Origin of the sequence: Streptomyces sp. C36 (assembly GCF_040932295.1) — a bacterium.
Classification (GTDB): Bacteria; Actinomycetota; Actinomycetes; order Streptomycetales; family Streptomycetaceae; genus Streptomyces; species Streptomyces triculaminicus.
The window spans coordinates 298,903-318,957 of the sequence record NZ_JBFQGI010000001.1; the positions used below are offsets into that span (position 1 = coordinate 298,903).

Annotated in this window: 20 protein-coding genes; 13 read left to right on the top strand and 7 right to left on the bottom strand. The window is 73.4% G+C overall.

Features of this window, described 5'->3' with window-relative positions:
* Window positions 1–12 precede the first annotated feature (12 nt).
* Window positions 13–1,068, bottom strand: a complete 1,056-nt coding sequence (locus AB4K12_RS01265; RefSeq protein ID WP_368432337.1) for a radical SAM protein — start codon at window positions 1,066–1,068, stop codon at window positions 13–15.
* A 123-nt stretch (window positions 1,069–1,191) separates the two neighbouring features.
* Here AB4K12_RS01265 and AB4K12_RS01270 point away from each other — a divergent pair, with 123 nt between their 5' ends.
* Both AB4K12_RS01270 and AB4K12_RS01275 read left to right on the top strand, forming a co-directional pair.
* The gene (locus AB4K12_RS01270; RefSeq protein WP_368432338.1) at window positions 1,192–3,324 is read left to right on the top strand and encodes an ATP-binding protein; all 2,133 of its coding nucleotides are present in this window, start codon (window positions 1,192–1,194) and stop codon (window positions 3,322–3,324) included.
* Entirely contained in the window at window positions 3,317–4,003 is a 687-nt protein-coding gene (locus tag AB4K12_RS01275; protein WP_368432339.1) for a response regulator, read from the top strand. The genes AB4K12_RS01270 and AB4K12_RS01275 overlap by 8 nt, the downstream gene beginning before the upstream one ends.
* Before the next feature lie 5 nt (window positions 4,004–4,008).
* Here AB4K12_RS01275 and AB4K12_RS01280 read toward each other — a convergent pair whose 3' ends face one another.
* The 3 genes from AB4K12_RS01280 to AB4K12_RS01290 all read right to left on the bottom strand — a co-directional run bounded on the left by AB4K12_RS01280 (window position 4,009) and on the right by AB4K12_RS01290 (window position 6,461).
* Window positions 4,009–4,989: a hypothetical protein gene (locus AB4K12_RS01280; RefSeq protein ID WP_368432340.1), complete on the bottom strand. Its 981-nt coding sequence runs from the start codon at window positions 4,987–4,989 to the stop codon at window positions 4,009–4,011.
* Window positions 4,990–5,086: 97 nt separating this feature from the next.
* The gene (locus AB4K12_RS01285; protein WP_368432341.1) at window positions 5,087–6,022 is read right to left on the bottom strand and encodes an oxidoreductase; all 936 of its coding nucleotides are present in this window, start codon (window positions 6,020–6,022) and stop codon (window positions 5,087–5,089) included.
* Window positions 6,023–6,089: 67 nt separating this feature from the next.
* Window positions 6,090–6,461 carry a hypothetical protein gene (locus tag AB4K12_RS01290; protein ID WP_368432342.1) on the bottom strand — a complete coding sequence of 124 codons (372 nt, stop codon included), beginning with the start codon at window positions 6,459–6,461 and terminating at the stop codon, window positions 6,090–6,092.
* Between the two features lie 170 nt (window positions 6,462–6,631).
* Between AB4K12_RS01290 and AB4K12_RS01295 the strand changes: the two genes are divergently transcribed.
* Genes AB4K12_RS01295 through AB4K12_RS01305 form a run of 3 tightly spaced genes read left to right on the top strand, consistent with a single transcriptional unit; the run spans window position 6,632 to window position 9,066 of the window.
* Window positions 6,632–6,859, top strand: coding sequence for a hypothetical protein (locus AB4K12_RS01295; RefSeq protein ID WP_368432343.1), 228 nt, complete (start codon window positions 6,632–6,634; stop codon window positions 6,857–6,859).
* A gap of 40 nt (window positions 6,860–6,899) precedes the next feature.
* Window positions 6,900–7,475 (top strand): IS607 family transposase, encoded by a 576-nt coding sequence (locus AB4K12_RS01300; protein WP_368432344.1) that lies wholly within the window; start codon window positions 6,900–6,902, stop codon window positions 7,473–7,475.
* On the top strand, window positions 7,468–9,066 hold the full coding sequence (locus AB4K12_RS01305) for an IS200/IS605 family accessory protein TnpB-related protein (RefSeq protein ID WP_368432345.1): 1,599 nt from the start codon (window positions 7,468–7,470) through the stop codon (window positions 9,064–9,066). Before AB4K12_RS01300 ends, AB4K12_RS01305 begins: the two co-directional genes overlap by 8 nt.
* A 26-nt stretch (window positions 9,067–9,092) precedes the next feature.
* On the opposite strand, the gene AB4K12_RS01310 is transcribed toward AB4K12_RS01305, so the two are convergent.
* Window positions 9,093–9,359, bottom strand: coding sequence for an FAD/NAD(P)-binding protein (locus tag AB4K12_RS01310; protein ID WP_368432346.1), 267 nt, complete (start codon window positions 9,357–9,359; stop codon window positions 9,093–9,095).
* A gap of 81 nt (window positions 9,360–9,440) precedes the next feature.
* Between AB4K12_RS01310 and AB4K12_RS01315 the strand changes: the two genes are divergently transcribed.
* The 4 genes from AB4K12_RS01315 (at window position 9,441) to AB4K12_RS01330 (ending at window position 14,225) form a co-directional block, all read left to right on the top strand.
* On the top strand, window positions 9,441–10,424 hold the full coding sequence (locus AB4K12_RS01315; RefSeq protein ID WP_368432347.1) for an NAD-dependent epimerase/dehydratase family protein: 984 nt from the start codon (window positions 9,441–9,443) through the stop codon (window positions 10,422–10,424).
* 608 nt (window positions 10,425–11,032) lie between these two features.
* Window positions 11,033–11,506: a carboxymuconolactone decarboxylase family protein gene (locus AB4K12_RS01320; protein ID WP_368432348.1), complete on the top strand. Its 474-nt coding sequence runs from the start codon at window positions 11,033–11,035 to the stop codon at window positions 11,504–11,506.
* A 108-nt stretch (window positions 11,507–11,614) separates the two neighbouring features.
* Window positions 11,615–12,538: an RNA polymerase sigma-70 factor gene (locus AB4K12_RS01325; protein WP_368432349.1), complete on the top strand. Its 924-nt coding sequence runs from the start codon at window positions 11,615–11,617 to the stop codon at window positions 12,536–12,538.
* 103 nt (window positions 12,539–12,641) lie between these two features.
* Window positions 12,642–14,225 (top strand): alpha/beta hydrolase, encoded by a 1,584-nt coding sequence (locus AB4K12_RS01330; protein WP_368432350.1) that lies wholly within the window; start codon window positions 12,642–12,644, stop codon window positions 14,223–14,225.
* A 40-nt stretch (window positions 14,226–14,265) separates the two neighbouring features.
* On the opposite strand, the gene AB4K12_RS01335 is transcribed toward AB4K12_RS01330, so the two are convergent.
* Complete coding sequence (locus AB4K12_RS01335; protein WP_368432351.1) at window positions 14,266–15,360, bottom strand: PP2C family protein-serine/threonine phosphatase; 1,095 nt, start codon at window positions 15,358–15,360, stop codon at window positions 14,266–14,268.
* A gap of 218 nt (window positions 15,361–15,578) precedes the next feature.
* Here AB4K12_RS01335 and AB4K12_RS01340 point away from each other — a divergent pair, with 218 nt between their 5' ends.
* From AB4K12_RS01340 to AB4K12_RS01350, 3 genes are all read left to right on the top strand, one after another.
* Window positions 15,579–16,547: a GlxA family transcriptional regulator gene (locus AB4K12_RS01340; RefSeq protein WP_368432352.1), complete on the top strand. Its 969-nt coding sequence runs from the start codon at window positions 15,579–15,581 to the stop codon at window positions 16,545–16,547.
* A 76-nt stretch (window positions 16,548–16,623) separates the two neighbouring features.
* Window positions 16,624–18,057, top strand: a complete 1,434-nt coding sequence (locus tag AB4K12_RS01345; protein WP_368432353.1) for a PLP-dependent aminotransferase family protein — start codon at window positions 16,624–16,626, stop codon at window positions 18,055–18,057.
* A 65-nt stretch (window positions 18,058–18,122) separates the two neighbouring features.
* Entirely contained in the window at window positions 18,123–18,839 is a 717-nt protein-coding gene (locus AB4K12_RS01350; protein ID WP_368432354.1) for a B3/4 domain-containing protein, read from the top strand.
* A 27-nt stretch (window positions 18,840–18,866) separates the two neighbouring features.
* Here the strand turns inward: AB4K12_RS01350 and AB4K12_RS01355 are convergent, their stop codons facing one another.
* Window positions 18,867–19,148 (bottom strand): helix-turn-helix domain-containing protein, encoded by a 282-nt coding sequence (locus tag AB4K12_RS01355; RefSeq protein WP_368432355.1) that lies wholly within the window; start codon window positions 19,146–19,148, stop codon window positions 18,867–18,869.
* A gap of 83 nt (window positions 19,149–19,231) precedes the next feature.
* On the opposite strand from AB4K12_RS01355, the gene map reads away from it, so the two are divergent.
* Window positions 19,232–19,999 (top strand): type I methionyl aminopeptidase, encoded by a 768-nt coding sequence (gene map, locus AB4K12_RS01360; protein WP_368432356.1) that lies wholly within the window; start codon window positions 19,232–19,234, stop codon window positions 19,997–19,999.
* Window positions 20,000–20,055: the final 56 nt, after the last annotated feature.

Consider the following 20,055-nt stretch of genomic DNA (forward strand, 5'->3'; position numbering starts at 1 on the left):
CTGGGACACGCCCTACAGGGCGAGGGCACTGAACTCCGGCGGGTTCGTCCGCACCGAGCGGCGGTCGATCCGGGAGCGCACCTCCTCGGAACCGAAGTGGTAGTCCATGCGCCGCACGGCCTCCGCCCAGTCCTGCATGGTCCGCACCGCCGACAGCGTCTCCACGACGAAGGGGTCGCTCAGCCGGGACACCCCCCGATACCACAGGTCGAGCGGGGACTCCTCGAGGATGTTCCCCACCGTGCCCTCGTAGACGGGCAACGCCCGTACGGCGCCGTCGGGTTCGATCTGCATCACGAGCGAGTCGACGCCGCTGGCGAAGCGGTCCGGGCGCATGATGAGGTTCTGGTTGTCGGTGGTGTAGACGCGCACCCCGGGCGGTGCGAGTTCCTGGAGCCGGGTGCGTTGCGGCTCGCTGGTCAGCCGGGTCACCTGCGCGTCGTCGAGGAGCTCGAAGTGGCCGAACTCCGGTCTGCTCGCCAGCCCTTCGGGCACGGCGGCGTTGAAGGTCAGGGTGCGCAGTTCCGGAAAGCGCGGGGCGATGGCGGTGCAGAACTCCTCCAGCTGCGGGAAGTTGCTGCGCACGACCACGCAGTCGATGCCGAACCACAGCGGCGTCCGCTTCTGGCGGCGGCGTTCCTTGGCGACGCCGTCGAGCAGGGTCAGGGCGCTCAGCGCCCGGTCGAAGGAGCCGCGGCGGCCCCGGATCCGGTCGTGGACCTGCGCCGTCGCCCCGTCGAGGCTGACGACGACCTCGTCGAACACCCTCGCGAGTTCGGTCGCCATCCAGGGCTCCATGATCCAGCCGCTGGTGTAGACGGCCGTCTTCACCCCGGCCCGGGACAGCCGCCCCGCGACCTCGAAGATGCCCTTGACGACGAGCGGTTCGCCGCCGGAGAGCGCGACCACCCGGGGGTTGAGGGAGATCAGCGCGTCGGCGACCTTCAGCATGTCCTCGTGGCCCAGTTGCCGCGACGCCCGCCTGCCGGACTCCGAATAGCAGTGCGAGCAACGCAGGGGACAGGCATAGGTGGTGTCCCAGACGACCACCTCGGGACCGGAAGACATGCTCATGGTTCCCTTTCGGCATTCCTCGGTTCGCACAATCGAACCGAGTCTGGCGCGCCGCGCCCACGTTGCGTACCCCGGAATCCTCCGATCTGTCTGGAGGTTTTCCGCTATACACGGTTTGTGGGACATCGTCTGGACTGCCGCCTCGTCGCCCTCGATAATGTCGCGGGTGAGGCGTACGCGTTGAGGGGGAGCGGCCGGCCGATACGGATCGCCGCGCTGGCCGGCGGGCTCTGCCTGCTGTGGGCGGCGGCGACCGGAGCGTTCCTGCTGCGGAACAACACCGTCACCCTGCCCTGGATCCTCGGTTCGGTCCTGCCCTGTTACTGCGCCGGCCTGTTCGCCTGGTGGCACGCCCCGGCCAGCCGCGTCGCCCGCCGGCTGCTGCTGGTCGGCACCGCCCTGTCGGTCAGCATCGGCATCCGCTACACCACGGCGCTGCTGACCGCCCGCCACGGCTGGGACCTGACCGCCCCCGAGAACGGCCTGCCGTCCCTCGAGGCCTCCCTGGTGGTCCTCCCGACCGAGTGGGTCAACCTCACCGTCAGCATCCTCGTCGCCCACCTCCTGGCCCTGCTCCCCGACGGGCGCTTCCACCTGCGCCACGAGCGCCTCGTGCTGCGCTCGCTGTGGGCCCTGCTGATCCTGCCGCTCGCCCTGCCGCTGGCCCGGGTGCCCACCCGCGACGTCGAGTACGCGGTGTTCTACTACCCCGAGGCCTGGCTGCCGGGCATCGGCGCCGTGCTGCTGGTGGTCCGCTGCCTGCGCGCCCGCGCGGCCGGCCGCCGCGACATCGCCGCCCTGCTGCCCGTCGCCGTGGCCGCGGCGGTGCTGTTCCTGGCGCGCGCCTCCTCCCGCCTGTTCCGCCCCTGGCACGGCGAGGCCGGTGCCCTCTACCTGATCGGCGCGGTGCTCGGGGCCCTGCCCTACGTCCTGATCTCCCTGTCCGTCGTCTACGCCGCCTTCCGCTACCGCCTCCTGGGCGTCGACATCGTCATCCGGCGCTCGGTCGTCTACGGCACCCTGTGGCTGATCATCAGCGGCTGGTACCTGGGCATGGCGATGACGCTCGGGCTGACCGCCGGCCAGTACTTCCCCATCGGCCTGTCGGTCCTGGTCGCCGTCACCGCCACGGCCCTCTTCCAGCCGCTGCGCGCCCGGCTCAACCAGCTCGCCGAGCGACGCGTCTTCGGCGAACGCCTGAGCGGCTTCGAGCTGCTCGTCCAGCTCGGCAGCTCCCTCGAGCACGCCTACGACCTCAGCCGGCTGGCGCCCCGGCTGGCCGCGGGACTGCAGGGCGGACTCGGCCTGAGCTGGGCGCGGGTACGGCTGGGCGGAGGCGGCGACATGCCCGTCCACCTGGGCACGGCCGGCCGGCGGCCAGTGGGCGGAGCGCACGGGAAGCCGGCGGGCGGGATCCCGCTGCGCTACGGCGACGACGTCCTGGGCCTCATCGAGTACGGGCCCAAGACCGACGGCCGGTTCACCCCGGAGGACCACGACGTGGTGGAGACGCTCGCCCGGCAGGCCGCTCTGGCCGTGCACAACGTACGCCTCGCCGCCGAACTGTCCACCCGCGTGAACGAGGTGCAGCGCCAGGCCGGCGAGCTCGACGCCTCCCGGGCGAGGATCGTGCAGGCGCAGGACAGCGAGCGGCGGCGCATCGAACGCCGGCTGCACGACGGCATCCAGCAGGACCTCGTGGCCCTGGTCGCCAAGCTGCGCCTCGCCCGCAACCGGCTGGGCCGTGGCGGCGACATCGACGCCGTGCTCACCGAGGTGCAGGACGACGCCTACCGGGTCATCGACGAGCTGCGCGAGGTCGCCCACGGCATCCACCCCCCGGTCCTCACCGACCAGGGGCTGGTGGCCGCCGTCACCTCCCGCGCGCGCCGGATGCCGATCCCCGTCACCGTGCGGATCGAGAAGTCCCTGGACCGGGTCCGGTTCGCCCTCGACATCGAGGAGTCGGCGTTCTACCTCGTCTCCGAGGCGCTGACGAACGTCCTCAAGCACGCCGAGGCCACCCATGTGACGATCCGGATAACGCGCGCCGGCGGATGGCTGGTGGTCGAGGTCAGCGACGACGGCGTCGGCTTCCCCACCGGCACCACCCGGGGCCTGGGCCTGACCGGGATGCGGGACAGGATCGAGGCCGTCGGCGGGGACCTGTGGATCACCAGCCGCTCCGGCGGCGGCACCACGATCCGCACGAGGCTGGCCGAGCGGGTACGGGAGGAGATCCATGACTGAGCGGCCCCTGCGCGTCGTCATCGCCGAGGACCACTACCTGGTGCGCGAGGGCACCCGGCGGCTGCTGGAGGACACCGGCGACGTCGCCGTCGTCTCCGCCGTGGGCGACGCCGCCGAACTGCTGAAGGCCGTCGAGGAGCTACGGCCCGAGGTGGTCATCGCCGACATCCGGATGCCACCGGGCCACCACACCGAGGGCATCGCCGCCGCCCACGCCATCCGGGCCGGGCACCCCGGCATCGGCGTGGTCATGCTCTCCCAGCACGCCGACGAGAACTACGCCTTCGACCTCTTCCAGCGCGGCACCGACGGCCTGGCCTACCTGCTCAAGGAGCGCATCGGCGAACTGGACGAGCTGCTGCGGGCGCTGCGGGAGGTCGCCGCCGGGCGCTCGGTCGTCGACCCCCGCATCGTCGAGGTCCTCATGGGCAGCCACACCCGGGCCGCCGACGCCCCGCTGGCGGCGCTGACGCGGCGGGAGCTGGACGTGCTGCGGCACATGGCGGAGGGCAAGACGAACCGCGCCATCGCCCAGGCGCTGGTGCTGTCCGAGTCGACGATCGAAAAGCACGTCAACTCCACCTTCGCCAAGCTCGGCCTGGCCGAGGAGCCCCAGCTGCACCGCCGCGTGAGCGCGGTCCTCGCCTACCTCCGGCACGCCCCCCGGGGCCGGGCCTGACCGGCTCAGTCCCGCAGGTCCTCCCACGTGATCACCGGGCTGCCGGCCCGCAGGGCGAAGTCCATGGCCGCGTCGCGCACCGGCCACTTCAGCCGCAGCCAGCTCGGCACCGTCGCCGGGATTCCGTCGTCCGCCGCCAGGTGCCAGAACGTGTTGGAGTCCTGCCGGGCGAAGTACGGGCAGAAGAAGGAGACCACCACCGTCACGCGCCGCCCCCGCGTCACGGGTGAGACGGAGTGGAAGATCCGGCTGCCGTGCAGGAACAGCGCCGCCCCGCGCTCCCCGCACGGGGCCTCCTTGATCCGGGGATCGCCCTTCCGGGCGCCCGTGAACTCGTCCACGCGGCCCTGGAAGTAGCTGAAGCGCCCCCCGTCGTAGTCCGCGTAGCTGTTGAGCTGCAGGGTCAGGACGTAGTCCATGCCGTCGTGGTGCCACTTGACGATGTCCGAGCGGCCGTCGGCCTCGAAGTAGTTGATCTGCACGGTGGGGATCCGCAGCGGATGCGGGATCAGCGGCACGCCCGCCAGCCGCGAGCAGGCCAGCAGGAAGCCCCGGTCGCGGATCATGTTGCTGATGAACGCCGACATCCCGTCGGCGCCGCGCACCCGCCGCGTGGTGATGAAGCGGGCGGAGCCGGCCGAGCTCTCCAGCCGGTCGCACACCTCGGTCAGACACTCCAGGCCCTCGGGGGTCAGGATCCGCACCGGACCGACGAGGGCGGTGTCGTCCACCGTGCCGTAGCCGCGGCTGAGCTCGTGGGCGGCGTAGCCGAACTCCCGCAGGTCCACGCGCGGGCCCGTGACGTCCCGGGCCACGAACTCGCCGCGCCAGCAGGGCTCGCCGGGCAGCGAGGCCGGCCGCCGGGGCGGCCTGGCGCGCAGGGCGTGGACGAATCGGTCGAACCCGGTGGCCATTCTCGGAAGGTCGAGGAGACCGCCGCCGGCTCCGTCGCGGGCTCCGTCGCGTCTGTGTCGGGTCGTCGTCATGAGCCGATTGCAGCGCCGGGCACGCCACCCGGCAAGGTACCGGTTCCCGCCATGAGCATCCGCCCCGGATTCGCTTACGGGGCCGGGGCGCGCGGGGTCATTCCGGGGGCGCGGGCCAGGGGTAGTGGACGTGGGTGAGGGCCTCGGAGGTCTCCCAGAGCGTACGGGCCAGGCCGGCGTCCCCGGCGAGGTCGGGCAGCTCCACCGGGCCGGGGGTGCCGCGCTGCTCGAAGCGGCCGGTGGGCCCGTAGAACCCGGCGGGCACGATGCCGGGCGCGGTCGCCGCGTACAGGGACGGCCCCGCCGCCTCGGCCACGCTCTGGCCCACCACATGCCCGAGGATCAGCCGGGCCAGCACCCGTACCGGCCGCGAGGCGTACCGCTGCAGGCCGGTCGGGCTGCCGCCGGGATGAACGGCGACGCTGGTCAGCGCGGCGCCCGCGGCGTCCGCGCGGCGCTGGAGCTCCAGGGCGAACAGCACGTTGGCGAGCTTGGACTTGGCGTAGGCCGCCATCGGCCGGTACCGGTGGGTGCTCTGCGGGTCGGACAGCTCGGCGATCGGGCTGCGGCTGATGGCGGCGGACACCGTGACCACGCGCGGCTCCGGCGCCCGCAGGAGCAGCGGCAGCAGTCGGCCGGTGAGTGCGAAGTGCCCCAGGTGGTTGGTGCCGAGGGTGAGCTCGAAGCCGTCCTTGGTGGTGCGGCGCTCCGGGACGCCCATCACCCCCGCGTTGTTGACCAGCAGGTCGACGGGACGGCCGGCGTGCTCCATGCGGTGCGCGAAGCCGGTGAGGGAGGCGAGGTCGGCCAGGTCGAGCAGGTCGGGCCGCACCCGCGCGCCGGGCAGCTCCCCGGCCAGACGCTCGGCGGCGCGCCGCGCCTTGCCCGCGTCCCGGCCCGTCACCACGACCTCGGCGCCCGCCCGGGCCAGCTCGAGTGCGGTGACGTGGCCGATGCCGCCGGTGGCCCCCGTCACGACGGCCAGCCGGCCCTCCTGACGCGGCATGTCCGCGGTGGTCCAGCTGTCGTGCACGTGACTCCTCGGCGGCCGGGCGCTGGCGGGCAACCGTATTGTCCGTCATTGTCCGCCGTTCGCCCGGTCATGGGCCGGACGGCGCGCCCGGCCCGGCTCCGGTGATCGCCTCCGACCCCGCTCCCGTGATCGCCTCCGCGACCAGGTGGGCCTGGCGGACCACATTGCGCAGATGGTTGGCGAACGGGATCCGGACGTGCGTCCCGACCCCGGCCAGCCATACGGGCTCGGGCGGTGCGCCCGGATGCGGGCGTACCCGCAGGTCGGCGTCGAGCCGGTCGACGGCCCTGGCGCCGCCGGACAGGAAGAGGCTCGCGCCGTCGGGGGAGCGGTGGAGGGCGGGCTGCTGGAAGCCGGTGCCGTTGACGACGTGGTCGAAGCGCTCGGCCTCCTCCCCGCCCGGCCGCCACACCCGCCACCCGCCGTCGTCGACGGACACCGCACGGGGGTAGGAGCCGGCCAGGCGCAGGACCCCGCCGTCGAACAGCTCGAGCAGCCGACGTCGAGACCTGGTGACGCAGCGGGCGGTCGCTCAGCAGCCGGACCGCCTCCACCACGCGCCGCCGCACCTTGTCCTCCAGGGCCGAGTCGTCGGCGTCCAGGCGGGTGATGCCGTCGATCGACGGGAACGGGCGTACGGGCGCGCCCAGCGATTGCGGCACGGCGGGCAACAGCCCCGACGGCGAGGTCATCGTGACCTGGTGCCCGTCACGGCCCAGCAACAGCGCCGCGTCGACGGCCGACTGCCGCGTCCCCAGGACCAGCACCCGGCTGCCGGGCCGCAGCCGGCGCGTCCGGTCGGAGGGTATCCACCTGCTGGTCCTCGAAGTCAGGTAAGTGAGCGTAACCATGTATGAGTGAGTCTCGTTGTCAGAGCATGAATCTGACGGAATGGGCGAAGGCGCAGGGCGTGCATCCGCAGACCGCGTATCGCTGGTTTCGTGAGGGGACGTTGCCGGTACCGGCTCAGCGGGTCGGGCCACGCACGATCCTGGTGAACATCGATGTGAACACCACGCCCGAGGCCATCGGAGGTCTGGGCCTGTATGCCCGCGTGTCCTCGCACGATCAGAAGACCGGTCTGGAACGCCAGATCGCTCGGCTGTCGGCATGGGCAGCGATGGCCGGTCACCGCGTCGTTCGTGTTGAGGCGGAGATCGGTTCCGGGATGAACGGCTGCCGTTCCAAGGCTCGACGTCTGCTGGCCGACCCGAACGTGACCACTGTGGTGGTGGAACACAAGGACCGGCTCGGCCGGATGAACGTCGAGCTTGTCGAGGCCTCCTTGTCCGCGACGGGCCGCCGCCTGCTGGTGCTGGACGACGGCGAGGTCGAAGACGACCTGGTGCGGGACATGGTGGAGGTACTGACGTCGTTCTGCGCCCGCTTGTACGGGCACAGGTCGGCGAAGAACCGCGCCCGCAAGGCACTGGAAGCCGCCGAACATGGCTGACCTCCGCCCGGTCGCCGCACCGTTCGTCGCTCTGGGCCCGTCCGGCGTGGCGGTACGTACCCGGCTCAAGGACCTCACGCCCGAAGATGAGATGGTTCTGCGCTTGGTGGGTGCGCACCTGGGCTCGCTCGCCTCGAAGGACCTCAAGGCGCGTTGCGCTGACGGCCTGGAGCACTCCACCGGGTCATGGGCGGCCCGTAAGCAGGACCTGACGGCCGAGTCGTCGTCCAGGTGGGCCGGGTCGATCACGAAGGCCACGCATGACCAGTGGGCGCTCGCCCGGCGCGGCCAGGCCGCGCACGTCCAGTCCCTCGAAGCCGGTATCACGACGATCCGGCACCGGCTGTCTCTGCCGGTCGGGGAGAAGGGCGCCAAGCGGGCTCCGGGCGGCTATCGCTCCGCGCACGAGTGGTTTCACAAAGCACGCCGCTTACAGGTGCTGGAGGGCCGGCTCGACCAGGTCCGGGCCGGCCGGGATGCGGGCCGGGTGCATGTCGTGCGTGGCGGTAAGCGCCTGCTGGGCACCCGTCACAACCTTGACAAGGCGCAGCTCACCGAGGCGAAATGGCGTGAGCGCTGGGAAGCCGGGCGCTGGTTCCTCCAGGCGGACGGTGAGTCGGGGAAAGGGTTCGGCAACGAGACGATCCGCATCACGCCCGAGGGCGAAGTGTCAATCAGGCTCCCGGCCCCGTGCGCCGGCCTGGCGAACGCCAAGTACGGCCGGTACGTACTTGCTGCGAAGGCGCGGTTCGCTCACCGGGGGCAGGAGTGGGCCGACCGTGTCGAGGCGAACCGGGCCGTGGCCTACCGCATCCATTACGAGACGGAGCGCGGGCGCTGGTACGTGGACGCCTCCTGGCAGATCCCTCCCACCAGGACCATCCCACTCGAAGCCGCCCTCGCCGATGGCGTGATCGGCGTGGACACCAACGCCGACCACCTCGCCGCATGGCGCCTCGACACTCACGGTAACCCGATTGGCCAGCCCCGACGGTTCTTCTTCGACCTGTCTGGCAACACCCAGCACCGCGACGCCCAGCTACGGCACGCCCTCACGCGGCTGCTGAACTGGGCCAAGACCTGCGGCGTCAAGGCCATCGCAGTCGAAGACCTCGACTTCCAGGCCGAGAAAACCAGAGAGAAGCACGGGCGCAAGCGCCGGTTCCGGCAACTCATCTCCGGCATGCCGACCCGCAAGCTCCGCGCCCGGCTGACCTCCATGGCAGACGCCACAGGTATCGCGATCATCGCCGTGGACCCGGCCTACACCAGCAAGTGGGGCGCCCAGCACTGGCAAAAGCCCATGGCCAGCCCCACCCGTAGGACCACCCGGCACGATGCAGCGAGCATCGCGATCGGACGACGCGCCCAGGGGCACCCGATCCGGCGACGGACGACACCGCCCCGTGCACACCAGAGCGATGTGTACGGGCATCGGACCGTCCAGGCCGACCGGCGTGCCCCTGGGCGTGAGGGATCCCGCCCCCGCATCCCCGGACCACGGACACGATCCGTGCCGCCGGACGCGGCGAGTACGCGGGCAACCAGGACATCCACAACCGTTCGGGGTGTCCGCAGTGACCAGGTATGAGTTCAAGACTCACTCCTGCTCACTGATTAGGAACGGTAGGGGCTGTCCAGATAGCGGGGGTGGCCGGTGAAGCCGGCGAACCCGTCCGGCACCCGCGGCCGGTGGACGCCCGTGCACACGACGACGGCGTCGGCCACGCCCCAGCCGACGGGGCGCGGGTCCACGAGACGGACCGAGCGCGGAAGGGGACGGCCGCCGCCGCGCTCCGACGCCGCGCGGATCAGGTGCAGGAAGACGCTGGTGCCCGCGAACCCCGCCCCCACGATCACCACGTCCCGCCCCATGGTCGCCATGGGGCGATGTTAAGCCCAGGGCGATTTCGCCGAGAGCGTGCGACGGTTCTCAAGGTGGTGTCCGACGTGCAGAGTTACGGCATGCGAGTACTGATGCTGGGTGGAACGGAATTCGTGGGACGGGCCGTCACCGACGAGGCCCTGGCGCGCGGCTGGGACGTCACGGTCTTCCACCGGGGACGCCACGAGGCGCCCCCGGGCGTCACCGTGCTGCGGGGCGACCGCCTGGCCGAGGACGGCCTGGCCGAGCTGGCCGACGGCACGTGGGACATCGTCGTCGACACCTGGTCCGGCGCGCCCACGGCCGTACGGGACGCCGCCCGCCTGCTGGCCGACCGCGCCGGCCACTACGTCTACATCTCCAGCCGGTCCGTCTACGCACTGCCGCGCCCCGCCGGCCTCGACGAGAGCGCGCCGGTCGTCGACAGCTCGCCCGACGCCGGTCAGGTGGCCTACGCCGAGGACAAGCGCGGCGGCGAACTGGCCGCGCTCGACGCCTTCGGCGACCGGGCCCTGCTCGTCCGCGCCGGGCTGATCCTCGGCCCCGGCGAGAACATCGGCCGCCTCCCGTGGTGGCTGCTGCGCACCGCCCGCGGCGGCCCCGTCCTGGCCCCCGGCCCCCGCGACCTCCCCCTGCAGTACATCGACGTTCGCGACCTGGCCATCTGGACCCTGGACGCCGCCGAACGCCGCCTCAGCGGCCCCTACAACCTCGCCACCCGCTCCGGCCACGCCACCACGGCCGGCCTCCTGGAAGCCTGCGTACACACCACCGGCGCCGACGCCGAACTCCGCTGGACCGACCCCAGCACCATCCTCGAGGCCGGCATCACCCCCTGGAACCAGCTCCCCGTCTGGGTACCCCCGGGCGAACTCCACGAGACCCTCCACCAGGGCGACGTGGAAAAGGCCTTCGCGGCCGGCCTGCACTGCCGCCCGGTGGAGGAGACCGTAGCGGACACCTGGACCTGGCTACGATCCCTCGGCGGCATCGCCCCCCAGCGCCCCGACCGCGACCCGGTAGGCCTGGACCCGGACACGGAGGCGAAGCTGCTGCGGGGCTGAGCCCGGCGGCGGAGGGCGTGCTCGCTTAATGCGGTGGCCGGTGCGGCGGATCGCCGACTACGGTCCTTCGGATGTGCTTCTACGGCTTCGTGTCCCACACATGGCACTACGCGTGCGTCACATGCCGCGTCAGCTTCAAGCAGGACCGCGACCCCGAGCGTCGGCACGTGTGCCCTCGCTGCGCTCGGCCGCTCGTGTGCGCCGGGCCCGACTTCGCCCCGCCGCGGCGGCGTGACGTGCGTGCGTGGTCCGTCGTGGCCGCCGTCCTGGCGGCGGGACTTCGCTACGACGGGAAGTCACCCTGCGGCTGCGACAGGGAACCGGAATACCGTCCCCGCCGGCGCTCCGAACTCAGGGCACGCCTCATCGCGGCCAGCCGCGCCGGCCTGCCGCCGGCGGAGACGCTCTCCCGTGCCGATCCGCTGACGCCGACGAAGCGCTGACAGCGCGGCCGCCACCCGGTCCCGCCGCCCCTCGGGCGTTCGAGCGCTTCGCCGGCCGACGTGCGCCGGCCGCAGGAGACCCAGGTCACATTCGCCCATGTCACAGGGGGCCGGGCTGTCTCGTCTCAGGGGTGTAGCCACTGAACGAGCACGGAGGAGCACCCCATGGACGCGCGACTGGACTTCTTCGCCGGCCCGACCGCCGGCAAGGCCGTCAAGCACATGATGTCGCTGGGCAGGACGCTCAAGGACTCGCCGCTGCCGGCCGCGACGCAGGAGCTGGTGGCGCTGCGCGTGAGCCAGATCAACGGCTGCGCGGTGTGCATCGACATGCACACCAAGGAGGCCGGCGCCGCCGGCGAGACCTCGGTGCGGTTGAACCTGGTGGCGGCGTGGCGGGAGGCCACGGTCTTCAGCGAGGCCGAGCGGGCCGCGTTGGAGCTGGCGGAGGAAGGGACACGGGTCGCGGATGCGGCCGGTGGGGTCGGTGACGTGGTGTGGGCGAACGCCGCGAAGCACTACGACGAGGACCAGCTCGGCGCCCTGGTGATCCTGATTTCGATGATGAACATGGCGAACCGTCTGAACGTCATCACCCGGCAGCCGGCCGGCGACTACGAGCCCGGGCGGTTCCACTGAGCGCAGGGGGCGTTACCCTGGCCCGCCGGTGGTCCGGGTGATCACCGGCGGGCCGCCTGTGCCGGCGAATACGGCCAGGTGGGAGGGGTTCGGGGGAGAGGATTCGTCGTGAGCAAGGTCGAGGAGTTCGAGGAGCTGCGGCCGCTGCTGTTCTCGATCGCCTACCGGATTCTGGGCAGCGTGAGCGAGGCCGAGGACGCGGTGCAGGAGACGTGGCTGCGCTTCGACGGCTCGGCGACCCGGCCCACGTCGACCAAGGCCTTTCTGTCGGCCGCGGTGACGCGCGTCTCGATCGACGTGCTGCGTTCGGCGCGGGTGCGACGGGAGGAGTACGTCGGGCCGTGGTTTCCCGAGCCGCTGCTGAGCGATCCGTACCAGGATCCGGCGCGGTCGGTGGAGTTGGCGGACTCGGTCTCGATGGCGGCGCTGCTGTTGCTGGAGCGGCTCAGCCCGCTGGAGCGGGCGGTCTTCCTGCTGCGCGAGGTGTTCGCCTTCGGGTTCGACGAGATCGCCGAGGCGGTGGGGCGTTCGGAACCGGCGTGCCGGCAGCTGCTGGTACGGGCGCGGCGGCACATGGAGGACGGGCGACCGCGGTTCGCGGCGGACCGTCAGGAGCGGCAGGAGCTGGCCACGCGGTTCTTCGACGCGCTGAAGGACGGCGACGTGGGCGGGCTGCGGAATCTGCTGGCCGCCGACGTGCGGTTCGTCGGGGACGGCGGCGGCAAGGCCCCGGCGCTGTCCAAGGCCGTCGTGGGCGCGCGGAACGTGGCCCGGCTGCTGGGCACGGTCTTCCCCTGGCTGGTCCGGATCGACGTGACGATCGATGCGCGCGAGGTCAACGGCCAGCCCGGCGCGATCTTCCGCGACCGGGACGGCAAGGTCCTGCAGATCCTGGTCCTCGAGGTGCTCGACGGGCGGATCCAGACCATCCGCGCGGTGATCAACCCCGACAAGCTCGGCCATCTGGGCCCGGTCGCCGACGCCTGGGCCGTCCACCACCGGCTGAAGCGGGTCCGCCGGCAGGCGGACTGACCTCGGCGGAGGCGGCCGACGCCGTCATTCCTATGGCCCACCCCGGCTGCGCCCGCACCCCCGTGCGAGTGAACTGGCTCCGGGGCCCGGAAGGGGTGAGGCGATGCGTGGGTGGCGTGGGCGAGGCGTCGTGGCCGGCGTCGCGGCGGTGGCCCTGCTCGTGGGCGGGTGCGACGGAGGTGGAAGGGGCCAGGGCCGTCAGCGGTCGGCGTCGCCGTCCGGCGCCGCGGGGGCCGGGGCGCGTACCTCGCAGCCGGCGCGCGCCCTGCCCGGCCTGCCCGACCGTATCGCCCGGCAGCGGCTCCTGTGGGAGGGCTGCGTCCTGGACGACGCGGGGGAGGGGGTTTCGACGCTGCGGCCGGACGCCGAGTGCGCCTGGCTCACCGTGCCCGTCGACTACGCCGCGCCCGGCGGGGACACGCTGGACGTGCGGGTGGCGCGGGTGCGGGCCGCCGATTCCGGCAGGCGGGCCGGGGCGCTGGTGTTCAACCCCGGCGGGCCCGGGGAGGCGGGGGCCGGCATGGTGGCCAGCGGGGCGTTCGAGGCGACCTCGCGGGTCATGGAGCGCTACGACCTGGTGGGCTTCGACCCGCGGGGGACCGGGCGGTCGGAGCCGCTGCGGTGCCCGGAGGGGACGGGTGGCGACCTCATTCCCCGTACCCGGGAGCAGGCGGAGGCCGAGTTCCGGGCGGCGGCCGAGCAGGGCCGCAAGTGCCGTGAGGCGACGGGTCCGTTGCTGGCCCACATGGACACCGTCAGCGTGGCCCGTGACCTGGACGTGTTGCGGTCGGCTCTCGGCGAGCCCGCACTGCACTACCTCGGCATCTCCTACGGCACCTACATCGGCCAGCACTACGCCCATCTCTTCCCCGAGCACGTCGGGCGCTTCGTGCTGGACGGGGTCGTCGACCCCGGCACCGACCAGACCGGGACGGCCCGCGGCGACGTCGCCTCCCTCGACGCCAGCTTCGCCAGCTACGCCCGCGACTGCGCGGAGGCGAGGTGTCCGCTGGGCCGCACGCCCGAGGAGATCGTCCGGACCACGACCGAATTCGTGCGCGGCCTCGACGCCCACCCCCTGCCCGGCCCCGAGGGCGGCAGGCTCACCACGGGCCTCGCCGCGCAGGGCATCAGGGAACCCCTGTACCAGGCCGAACGCTGGCCCGATCTGACGCAGGCGCTCCTGGAGGCGATGGCCGGCAGGCCGGACGCGCTGATCGGCCTGGCCGTCGAACGCGTGCGGACGCAAGGCGCGGAGACGGCCGTCGACCCGACCATGGCCCGCAACGCCGTGGAGTGCCTGGACAAGCCCGGCCCCCGCAGCGCGGGGGAACTGCTGGCCCGCATGGACGAGTTCGAGAAGGCCTCGCCGCTCTTCGGGGCGACCGTGGCCGCTGCCATGTTCCGCTGCGCCGCCTGGCCGCTGGCCGCGACGGGCAGGGCGGAGCCGCTGACGGCCCCGCGCGCGCCGGCCATGGTGCTGGTGTCGTACGCCGTCGACCCCGCGACACCGCTGGTCAACGCCCACGCCGTACAGCGGAACCTCGGCACGGCCTCCCTGGTCGTCCGTGAGGGCACGGGCCACGCCGCGTACGCGAGCGGCTCGGAGTGCACGGACCGGGCGGTGGAGGCGTTCCTCGTCAAGGGCGGCATGCCGGCGGCCCAGGTGCGGTGCCCCGCGACCTGAGCCCGCCACCGGGCCCGCCGGAGCCGTCCCCGCCGCGGCCTCAGCGTTCGCGGCGTACGACCAGCAGCGCGGCGTCGTCGGAGAGGGCGCCGCCGGTGTAGGCGCGCAGGTCGGCGACGATACGGTCCAGCAACGCGTCGGGTGCCAGGTCGGGAAAGGTGGCCAGGCGCTCGGCGAGCGGATAGAAGCGGCCGGCGGAGTCGCGGGCCTCGGTGACGCCGTCCGTGTAGAGCACCAGCGACGTGCCGGGGCCGAAGGCGAAGTGCTCGCGGCGGTACGGGCCGGGGACCATGTTGCGCAGGGCCAGCGGGGGGTCGGGGAGCGGGGCGTCCACCTCGGTGACCCGGCCCTCGTGCCACAGCAGCGGCGGCAGGTGGCCGCACTGGACCAGCTCGGCCGGCCCGCCCGACCGGGGCACGCCGATCAGGACGGCCGTCACGAACTCCTCGCCCGCCTGGCGCCGGCCCACGGCCGCGTCCAGCCGCCGGGCCACCGTGCCCAGCGCGGGCTCGACCTGCGCGGCCTCCCGGAAGGTGCCGAGGACGTCGGCGGCGGTCTCGACGGCCGACAGCCCCTTGCCCCGCACGTCACCGACGATCAGCCGGATGCCGTACGGGGTGGACAGCACCTCGTACAGATCGCCGCCCACCCGCGCCTCGGCCGCCGCGGCGAGGTAGCGCACGGCCACCCGCAGGCCGTCGACGCGTTCGGGCAGGGGGCGCAGCAGGGTGCGCTGGGCGGCCTCGGCGACGGAGCGGGACTGCAGCAGCTCGCGTTCCCGGGTCGCGACGAGCACGACGTTGGCGGTGCTGACCAGGGTGATGGCGAGGACGGTGGCCCCGGCCGTCAGGTGGACGGCGAGGGCGACGTCGGGGTCGGCCAGGGCCAGCGGGGCGACGACGGCGAGGGTGAGCAGGCCGGTGATCAGGGGCACACGGGCGCGCCGGGTGCCGATGCTGGCGAGAACGGGGGCCGTGGCGAGCACGGGGGAGAAGGTCAGCGTGGGGTCGGTCGCCAGGTCCATCGCGATGGCCACGGCGAGCAGGGCGTAGGCGGCCACGACGAGCGAGCGTGCGCTGCGGGGCAGCGGAGGCGGCGCCGCGTACGGGCTGTCGCGACCCGGGTCGCGCTTCATGACTGCTTCCACCCTAGGTGCGGGGAGCCGGGCCGCAACTCATGGGATCTTCGCCTGATCGGCTCGGCGCCCGGAGCGGCCCGGGACCGGCTCCCGGGCCGCTCGCCACCGGAATGGCATAAGTGGTCGTATGCCCAGAAAAAAGGACATTACTCCATAAAGGTGATCGCTGCCCCGTTGGGGTGTGCCGCCCGTACCGGTCGCCGATGATGGCCACTGTGAACGGCAAGGTGGTGACGCACGACGTGGTGATCGTCGTGTACGACGGAGTGCAACTGCTGGACGTCGCGGGGCCCTTGGACGTTTTCGACCGGGCCGCGGCCGAGGGAGGGGCCGGGTACCGGGTGCGGCTGGCCTCCCTGGGCGGCCGGCCCGTAGTCACCTCCGCGGAGGCGCAGTTGGGGGTTTCGGCGGATCTCGCGAGGATCCGCAAGCCGCCGGACACCCTGATGGTGGCGGGCGGCCGGGGGTACGCGGCCGCCGCGGCGGACCGTGAGCTCGTCCGGCACGTACGGCGGCTGGCGGCCGGCTCCCGGCGCACGGGCTCGGTGTGCACGGGGGCGTTCGTGCTGGCCGCGGCCGGGCTGCTGGACGGGCGGCGGGCCACGACGCACTGGGCGTTCTGCTCCGAACTGGCCGTCTGCCACCCCGCCGTGTCGGTCGAGCCCGACGCCTTCTTCGTCCGCGACGGCACGGTCGTGACCTCGGCCGGGGTGACCGCCGGCATCGACCTCGGCCTCGCCCTGCTGGAGGACGACTTCGGGCCGGAACTGGCCCGTGCCGTGGCGAAGTTCCTCGTCGTCTTCATGCAGCGGCCCGGCGGCCAGTCCCAGTTCAGCACATGGATCCGGCGCGATCCGCTGCGCGGCGCCCTGAGCGAGCTCGTCGACAACATCGACTCCGACCCCTCCGGCGACCGTTCGGTGCCGGCGCTGGCCGCGCTGATGGGGATGAGCCGGCGGCACTTCAGCCGGCTGTTCACCCAGCAGGTGGGCACCAGCCCCGGCGCGTACGTCGAACGGGCCCGGGTCGCCGCGGCGCGGGCCCTGCTGGAGAGCTCCGCCGACGGCGTCGACGCGATCGCGGGCCGGTGCGGCTTCGGTACGGTCGAGACCATGCGGCGGGCGTTCGTCCGTGAGACGGGCGTCTCGCCGGCCGCCTACCGCGACCGGTTCCGCCGGGGCTGATGTCGCCGCGAACCAGGGCCTTCACCGGCTTTACGGCCGGGAGAGCGAGTGGCCGCCCCTGTGGTGCAATTCCCGGATGACATCAGTGGTCAATCCGGCGGAGGACCCGCGTGACACCGGCCCCGGCGGCGATCTGCACCTGGAGCTGTCCGACGGCCCCGGCGGGCGGCGCGGCGCCCTGACCCGTGCCCTGCGCGACGCGGTGCGGACGGGCCGTCTCACCCCCGGTACCCGTCTGCCGCCCTACCGTTCGCTCGCCGCCGACCTGGGGCTGGCCCGCAACACCGTCGCCGAGGCCTACGCCGAACTGGTCGCCGAGGGCTGGCTGACCGCCCGCCAGGGCTCCGGCACCCGGGTCGCCCACCGCGCGGAGCCCCCGGAGGGTCGTCGGCGCGGCCCGGCCCCGGTGCCCCGGCCCGGGCGCCCGGCGTACGACCTCGTGCAGGGCACCCCGGACGCCGCCGCCTTCCCGCGCACCGCCTGGCTCGCCTCCGCCCGCCGCGCGTTGACCGCCGCGCCCAACGAGGCCTTCGGCCCCGGCGATCCGCGCGGCCGCGTCGAACTGCGCCGGGCCCTGTGCGACTACCTCGCCCGGGCCCGGGGCGTGCGGGCCGACCCCGGCCGCGTGGTGATCTGTCCGGGCTTCGCGGGCGCGCTGCGCCTGCTGGGGCGGGTGCTGGACGGCACGATCGCCGTGGAGTCGTACGGGCTGGGCTTCCACCGCTCGCTGCTGACCGGCGCCGGCCTGGCCACCGCCGCCCTGACCGTCGACGAACACGGCGCACGCGTCGAGGAGTTGGCGGCGAGCGAGGCGTCGGCGGTGCTGCTGACCGCCGCCCATCAGTTCCCCACGGGCGGCCCCCTGCACCCCGAGCGGCGGGCCGCGGTCGTCGACTGGGCGCGGGCGACGGGCGGGGTCGTGCTCGAGGACGACTACGACGGCGAGTTCCGCTACGACCGCAAGCCCGTCGGCGCCCTGCAGGGCCTCGACCCGGAGCGGGTGGTCTACATCGGCTCGGCCAGCAAGAGCCTGTCCCCGGCGCTGCGTCTGGGGTGGATGGTGCTGCCGGGGCACCTGGTGGACGCCGTGCTCGAGGCGAAGGGCGAACGGGAGTCGTGGTCGAGCACCCTGGACCAGCTGACGCTCGCGGACTTCATCGCCTCGGGCTCGTACGACCGCCATGTGCGCCGCATGCGGCGCCACTACCGGCGCCGCCGCGACGCGCTCGTCGAGGCCCTGGCCCTGCGCGCCCCGCACGTCCGGGTCACCGGCGTCGCGGCCGGGCTGCACGCGGTCCTGGAGCTGCCGCCCGGCACCGAGCGGACCGTCGTCCGGGCCGCGGCCTGGCAGGGGGTCGCCGTCGAGGGGCTGTCCCTCTACCGGCATGGCGAGGGGGCCGGGGTGCCGGGCGACGGCCTGGTCGTGGGCTACGGCACTCCGCCCGAGCACGCCTTCGCCGGTGCGCTCGAGGCGCTGTGCGAGGCCCTGCCGTCGGCGCCCGGGGAGTGACCCGACGCGCGCTTGGTACAGTCTGAATGACTTCCCAGTTCATTGGACTGATCCAAGGAGAGGGTATGGCAACCGGCACCGCCGACATCAAGGCCTGGCTCGACACCGTGGCCATCGACCCCGCCGTGCGCGCGCTGCGGCCCGACTACCGCGCGCTGGTCGTCGTCGCCGAAGGGCTGCTTCCCGGCCCGAGCGACGAGGCGAGCGAGAAGCTGCTCGCCTCGGCCGAGGAGGCCGCCCGCGCCCGGCTCGCCGGCGCCGCTCCCGAGGACCACCCGCACCTGGCCGCCTGGCGCGAGGCGTTCCGCGCCTTCGGCGCCAAGCCGCAGCGCACCCGCCCCAGCGCGGAGGCGCTGCTGCGCCGCGTCCCCGCCGGGCTGCCGCGCGTGGACCGCCTCACCGACATCTACAACGCGATCTCCGTCGCCCACGTCCTGCCGCTCGGCGGCGAGGACCTCGACCACTACGCCGGCCCCGCACGGCTGATCCGGGCCACGGGCGAGGAGCCCTTCGCGACCACGGCCGGCGGCGAGACGGTGGTCGAGCACTGCCCGCCCGGCGAGGTCGTCTGGAGCGACGACGCCGGCGTGACCTGCCGCCGCTGGAACTGGCGCCAGTGCGCCCGTACCCGCCTGACGCTCGCCACCACCCGCGCCGTCTTCATCCTCGACGCGCTCGGCCCGATGGGCGACGAGGCGCTCGACGCCGCCGGTCAGGCCCTGGTGGACGCGCTCATCGCGAGCAGCCCGGGCGCGACCGTGGCGTCACGCCTGGTGCGCTGACGGGCGGGGGAGCCCTTCGCCCGCCGGCTACGCCGACAGCGGGATCTCCGCCTCCGGATCGTCGAGGCCCTCCACACAGGCCTCGGCCAGGACGTCCATGGACAGTCCGAGCGTGGTCGCGAGCGCCGAGATCGTGAAGAAGGCGGGGGTCGGGGCCCGGCCCGTCTCGATCTTGCGCAGCGTCTCGGCCGACAGTCCCGCCCGCGCGGCCACGTCCACCATGCTGCGCTCCCCGCGTGCCGCGCGCAGCAGCTCGCCGAGCCGCTCGCCGCGGTGCCGTTCCCAGGGGGTCAGAGGAGTTCTCACCATGACCGTGATACTAATACCGGTATAAGAATTGGTCGCCGTCGGCCCGCATACCGGTCGGCGGCAATGGGTGGGGAGTCGTCGGCATGGTGGAGATCAAGACGGACGCGGCGCTGGAGGCCATGCGGGAGGCGGGCCGCGTCGTGGCGCACGCGCTGGCCGCCGTGCGGGAGGCGGCGGACGTCGGCGTCGGCCTGAAGGAACTGGACGGCGTGGCCCGTGACGTCCTGGAGAAGGCCGGTGCCCGCTCTCCCTTCCTGGGCTACCAGCCCTCCTTCGCGCCCGTCCCGTTCCCCGCGGTGATCTGCGCCTCCGTCAACGACGCCGTCGTGCACGGCATCCCCGGCGACTACCGGCTGCGCGACGGCGACCTGCTCAGCGTCGACTGCGGCGCCATGCTCGACGGCTGGGCCGGCGACGCCGCCATCAGCTTCACCGTCGGCACCGCGCGCCCCGCCGACGTCGCCCTCATCGAGGCCACCGGGCGCGCCCTGGAGGCGGGCATAGCCGCGGCGGTGACCGGCAACCGCATCGGCGACATCTCCCACGCCATCGGTGCGGTCGCCCGCGCGGGCCGCTACGGCATGCCGGCCGACTTCGGCGGTCACGGCATCGGGCGGCGGATGCACGAGGAGCCGGACGTCCCCAACCGCGGCCGGCCGCGGCGCGGTTTCCCCCTGCGCCACGGCCTGGTGCTGGCCATCGAGCCCATGCTGATGGCGGGCGGGCGCGACGGCCACCGCACGGACGCCGACGGCTGGACCCTGCGCACGGCCGACGGCAGCCGGGCCGCGCACATCGAGCACACCGTCGCCGTCACCGAGGACGGGCCGCGCATCCTCACCCTCCCCTGACGCGAGGGTGCCCCTGGCGCGAGGCCCCCGCCCGAAGTGGGGCCCCGCCCATGGAT

What these genes read in the sequence shown, in the direction of transcription:
- AB4K12_RS01280 (WP_368432340.1), bottom strand. Translation starts at nt 4,989, where the DNA reads ATGACGACGACCCGACACAGACGCGACGGAGCCCGCGACGGAGCCGGC.
- AB4K12_RS01320 (WP_368432348.1), top strand. Translation starts at nt 11,033, where the DNA reads ATGGACGCGCGACTGGACTTCTTCGCCGGCCCGACCGCCGGCAAGGCC.
- AB4K12_RS01335 (WP_368432351.1), bottom strand. Translation starts at nt 15,360, where the DNA reads ATGAAGCGCGACCCGGGTCGCGACAGCCCGTACGCGGCGCCGCCTCCG.
- AB4K12_RS01295 (WP_368432343.1), top strand. Translation starts at nt 6,632, where the DNA reads ATGCCGTCGATCGACGGGAACGGGCGTACGGGCGCGCCCAGCGATTGC.
- AB4K12_RS01275 (WP_368432339.1), top strand. Translation starts at nt 3,317, where the DNA reads ATGACTGAGCGGCCCCTGCGCGTCGTCATCGCCGAGGACCACTACCTG.
- AB4K12_RS01300 (WP_368432344.1), top strand. Translation starts at nt 6,900, where the DNA reads ATGAATCTGACGGAATGGGCGAAGGCGCAGGGCGTGCATCCGCAGACC.
- map (WP_368432356.1), top strand. Translation starts at nt 19,232, where the DNA reads ATGGTGGAGATCAAGACGGACGCGGCGCTGGAGGCCATGCGGGAGGCG.
- AB4K12_RS01315 (WP_368432347.1), top strand. Translation starts at nt 9,441, where the DNA reads ATGCGAGTACTGATGCTGGGTGGAACGGAATTCGTGGGACGGGCCGTC.
- AB4K12_RS01350 (WP_368432354.1), top strand. Translation starts at nt 18,123, where the DNA reads ATGGCAACCGGCACCGCCGACATCAAGGCCTGGCTCGACACCGTGGCC.
- AB4K12_RS01330 (WP_368432350.1), top strand. Translation starts at nt 12,642, where the DNA reads ATGCGTGGGTGGCGTGGGCGAGGCGTCGTGGCCGGCGTCGCGGCGGTG.
- AB4K12_RS01265 (WP_368432337.1), bottom strand. Translation starts at nt 1,068, where the DNA reads ATGTCTTCCGGTCCCGAGGTGGTCGTCTGGGACACCACCTATGCCTGT.
- AB4K12_RS01345 (WP_368432353.1), top strand. Translation starts at nt 16,624, where the DNA reads ATGACATCAGTGGTCAATCCGGCGGAGGACCCGCGTGACACCGGCCCC.
- AB4K12_RS01355 (WP_368432355.1), bottom strand. Translation starts at nt 19,148, where the DNA reads ATGGTGAGAACTCCTCTGACCCCCTGGGAACGGCACCGCGGCGAGCGG.
- AB4K12_RS01310 (WP_368432346.1), bottom strand. Translation starts at nt 9,359, where the DNA reads ATGGCGACCATGGGGCGGGACGTGGTGATCGTGGGGGCGGGGTTCGCG.
- AB4K12_RS01305 (WP_368432345.1), top strand. Translation starts at nt 7,468, where the DNA reads ATGGCTGACCTCCGCCCGGTCGCCGCACCGTTCGTCGCTCTGGGCCCG.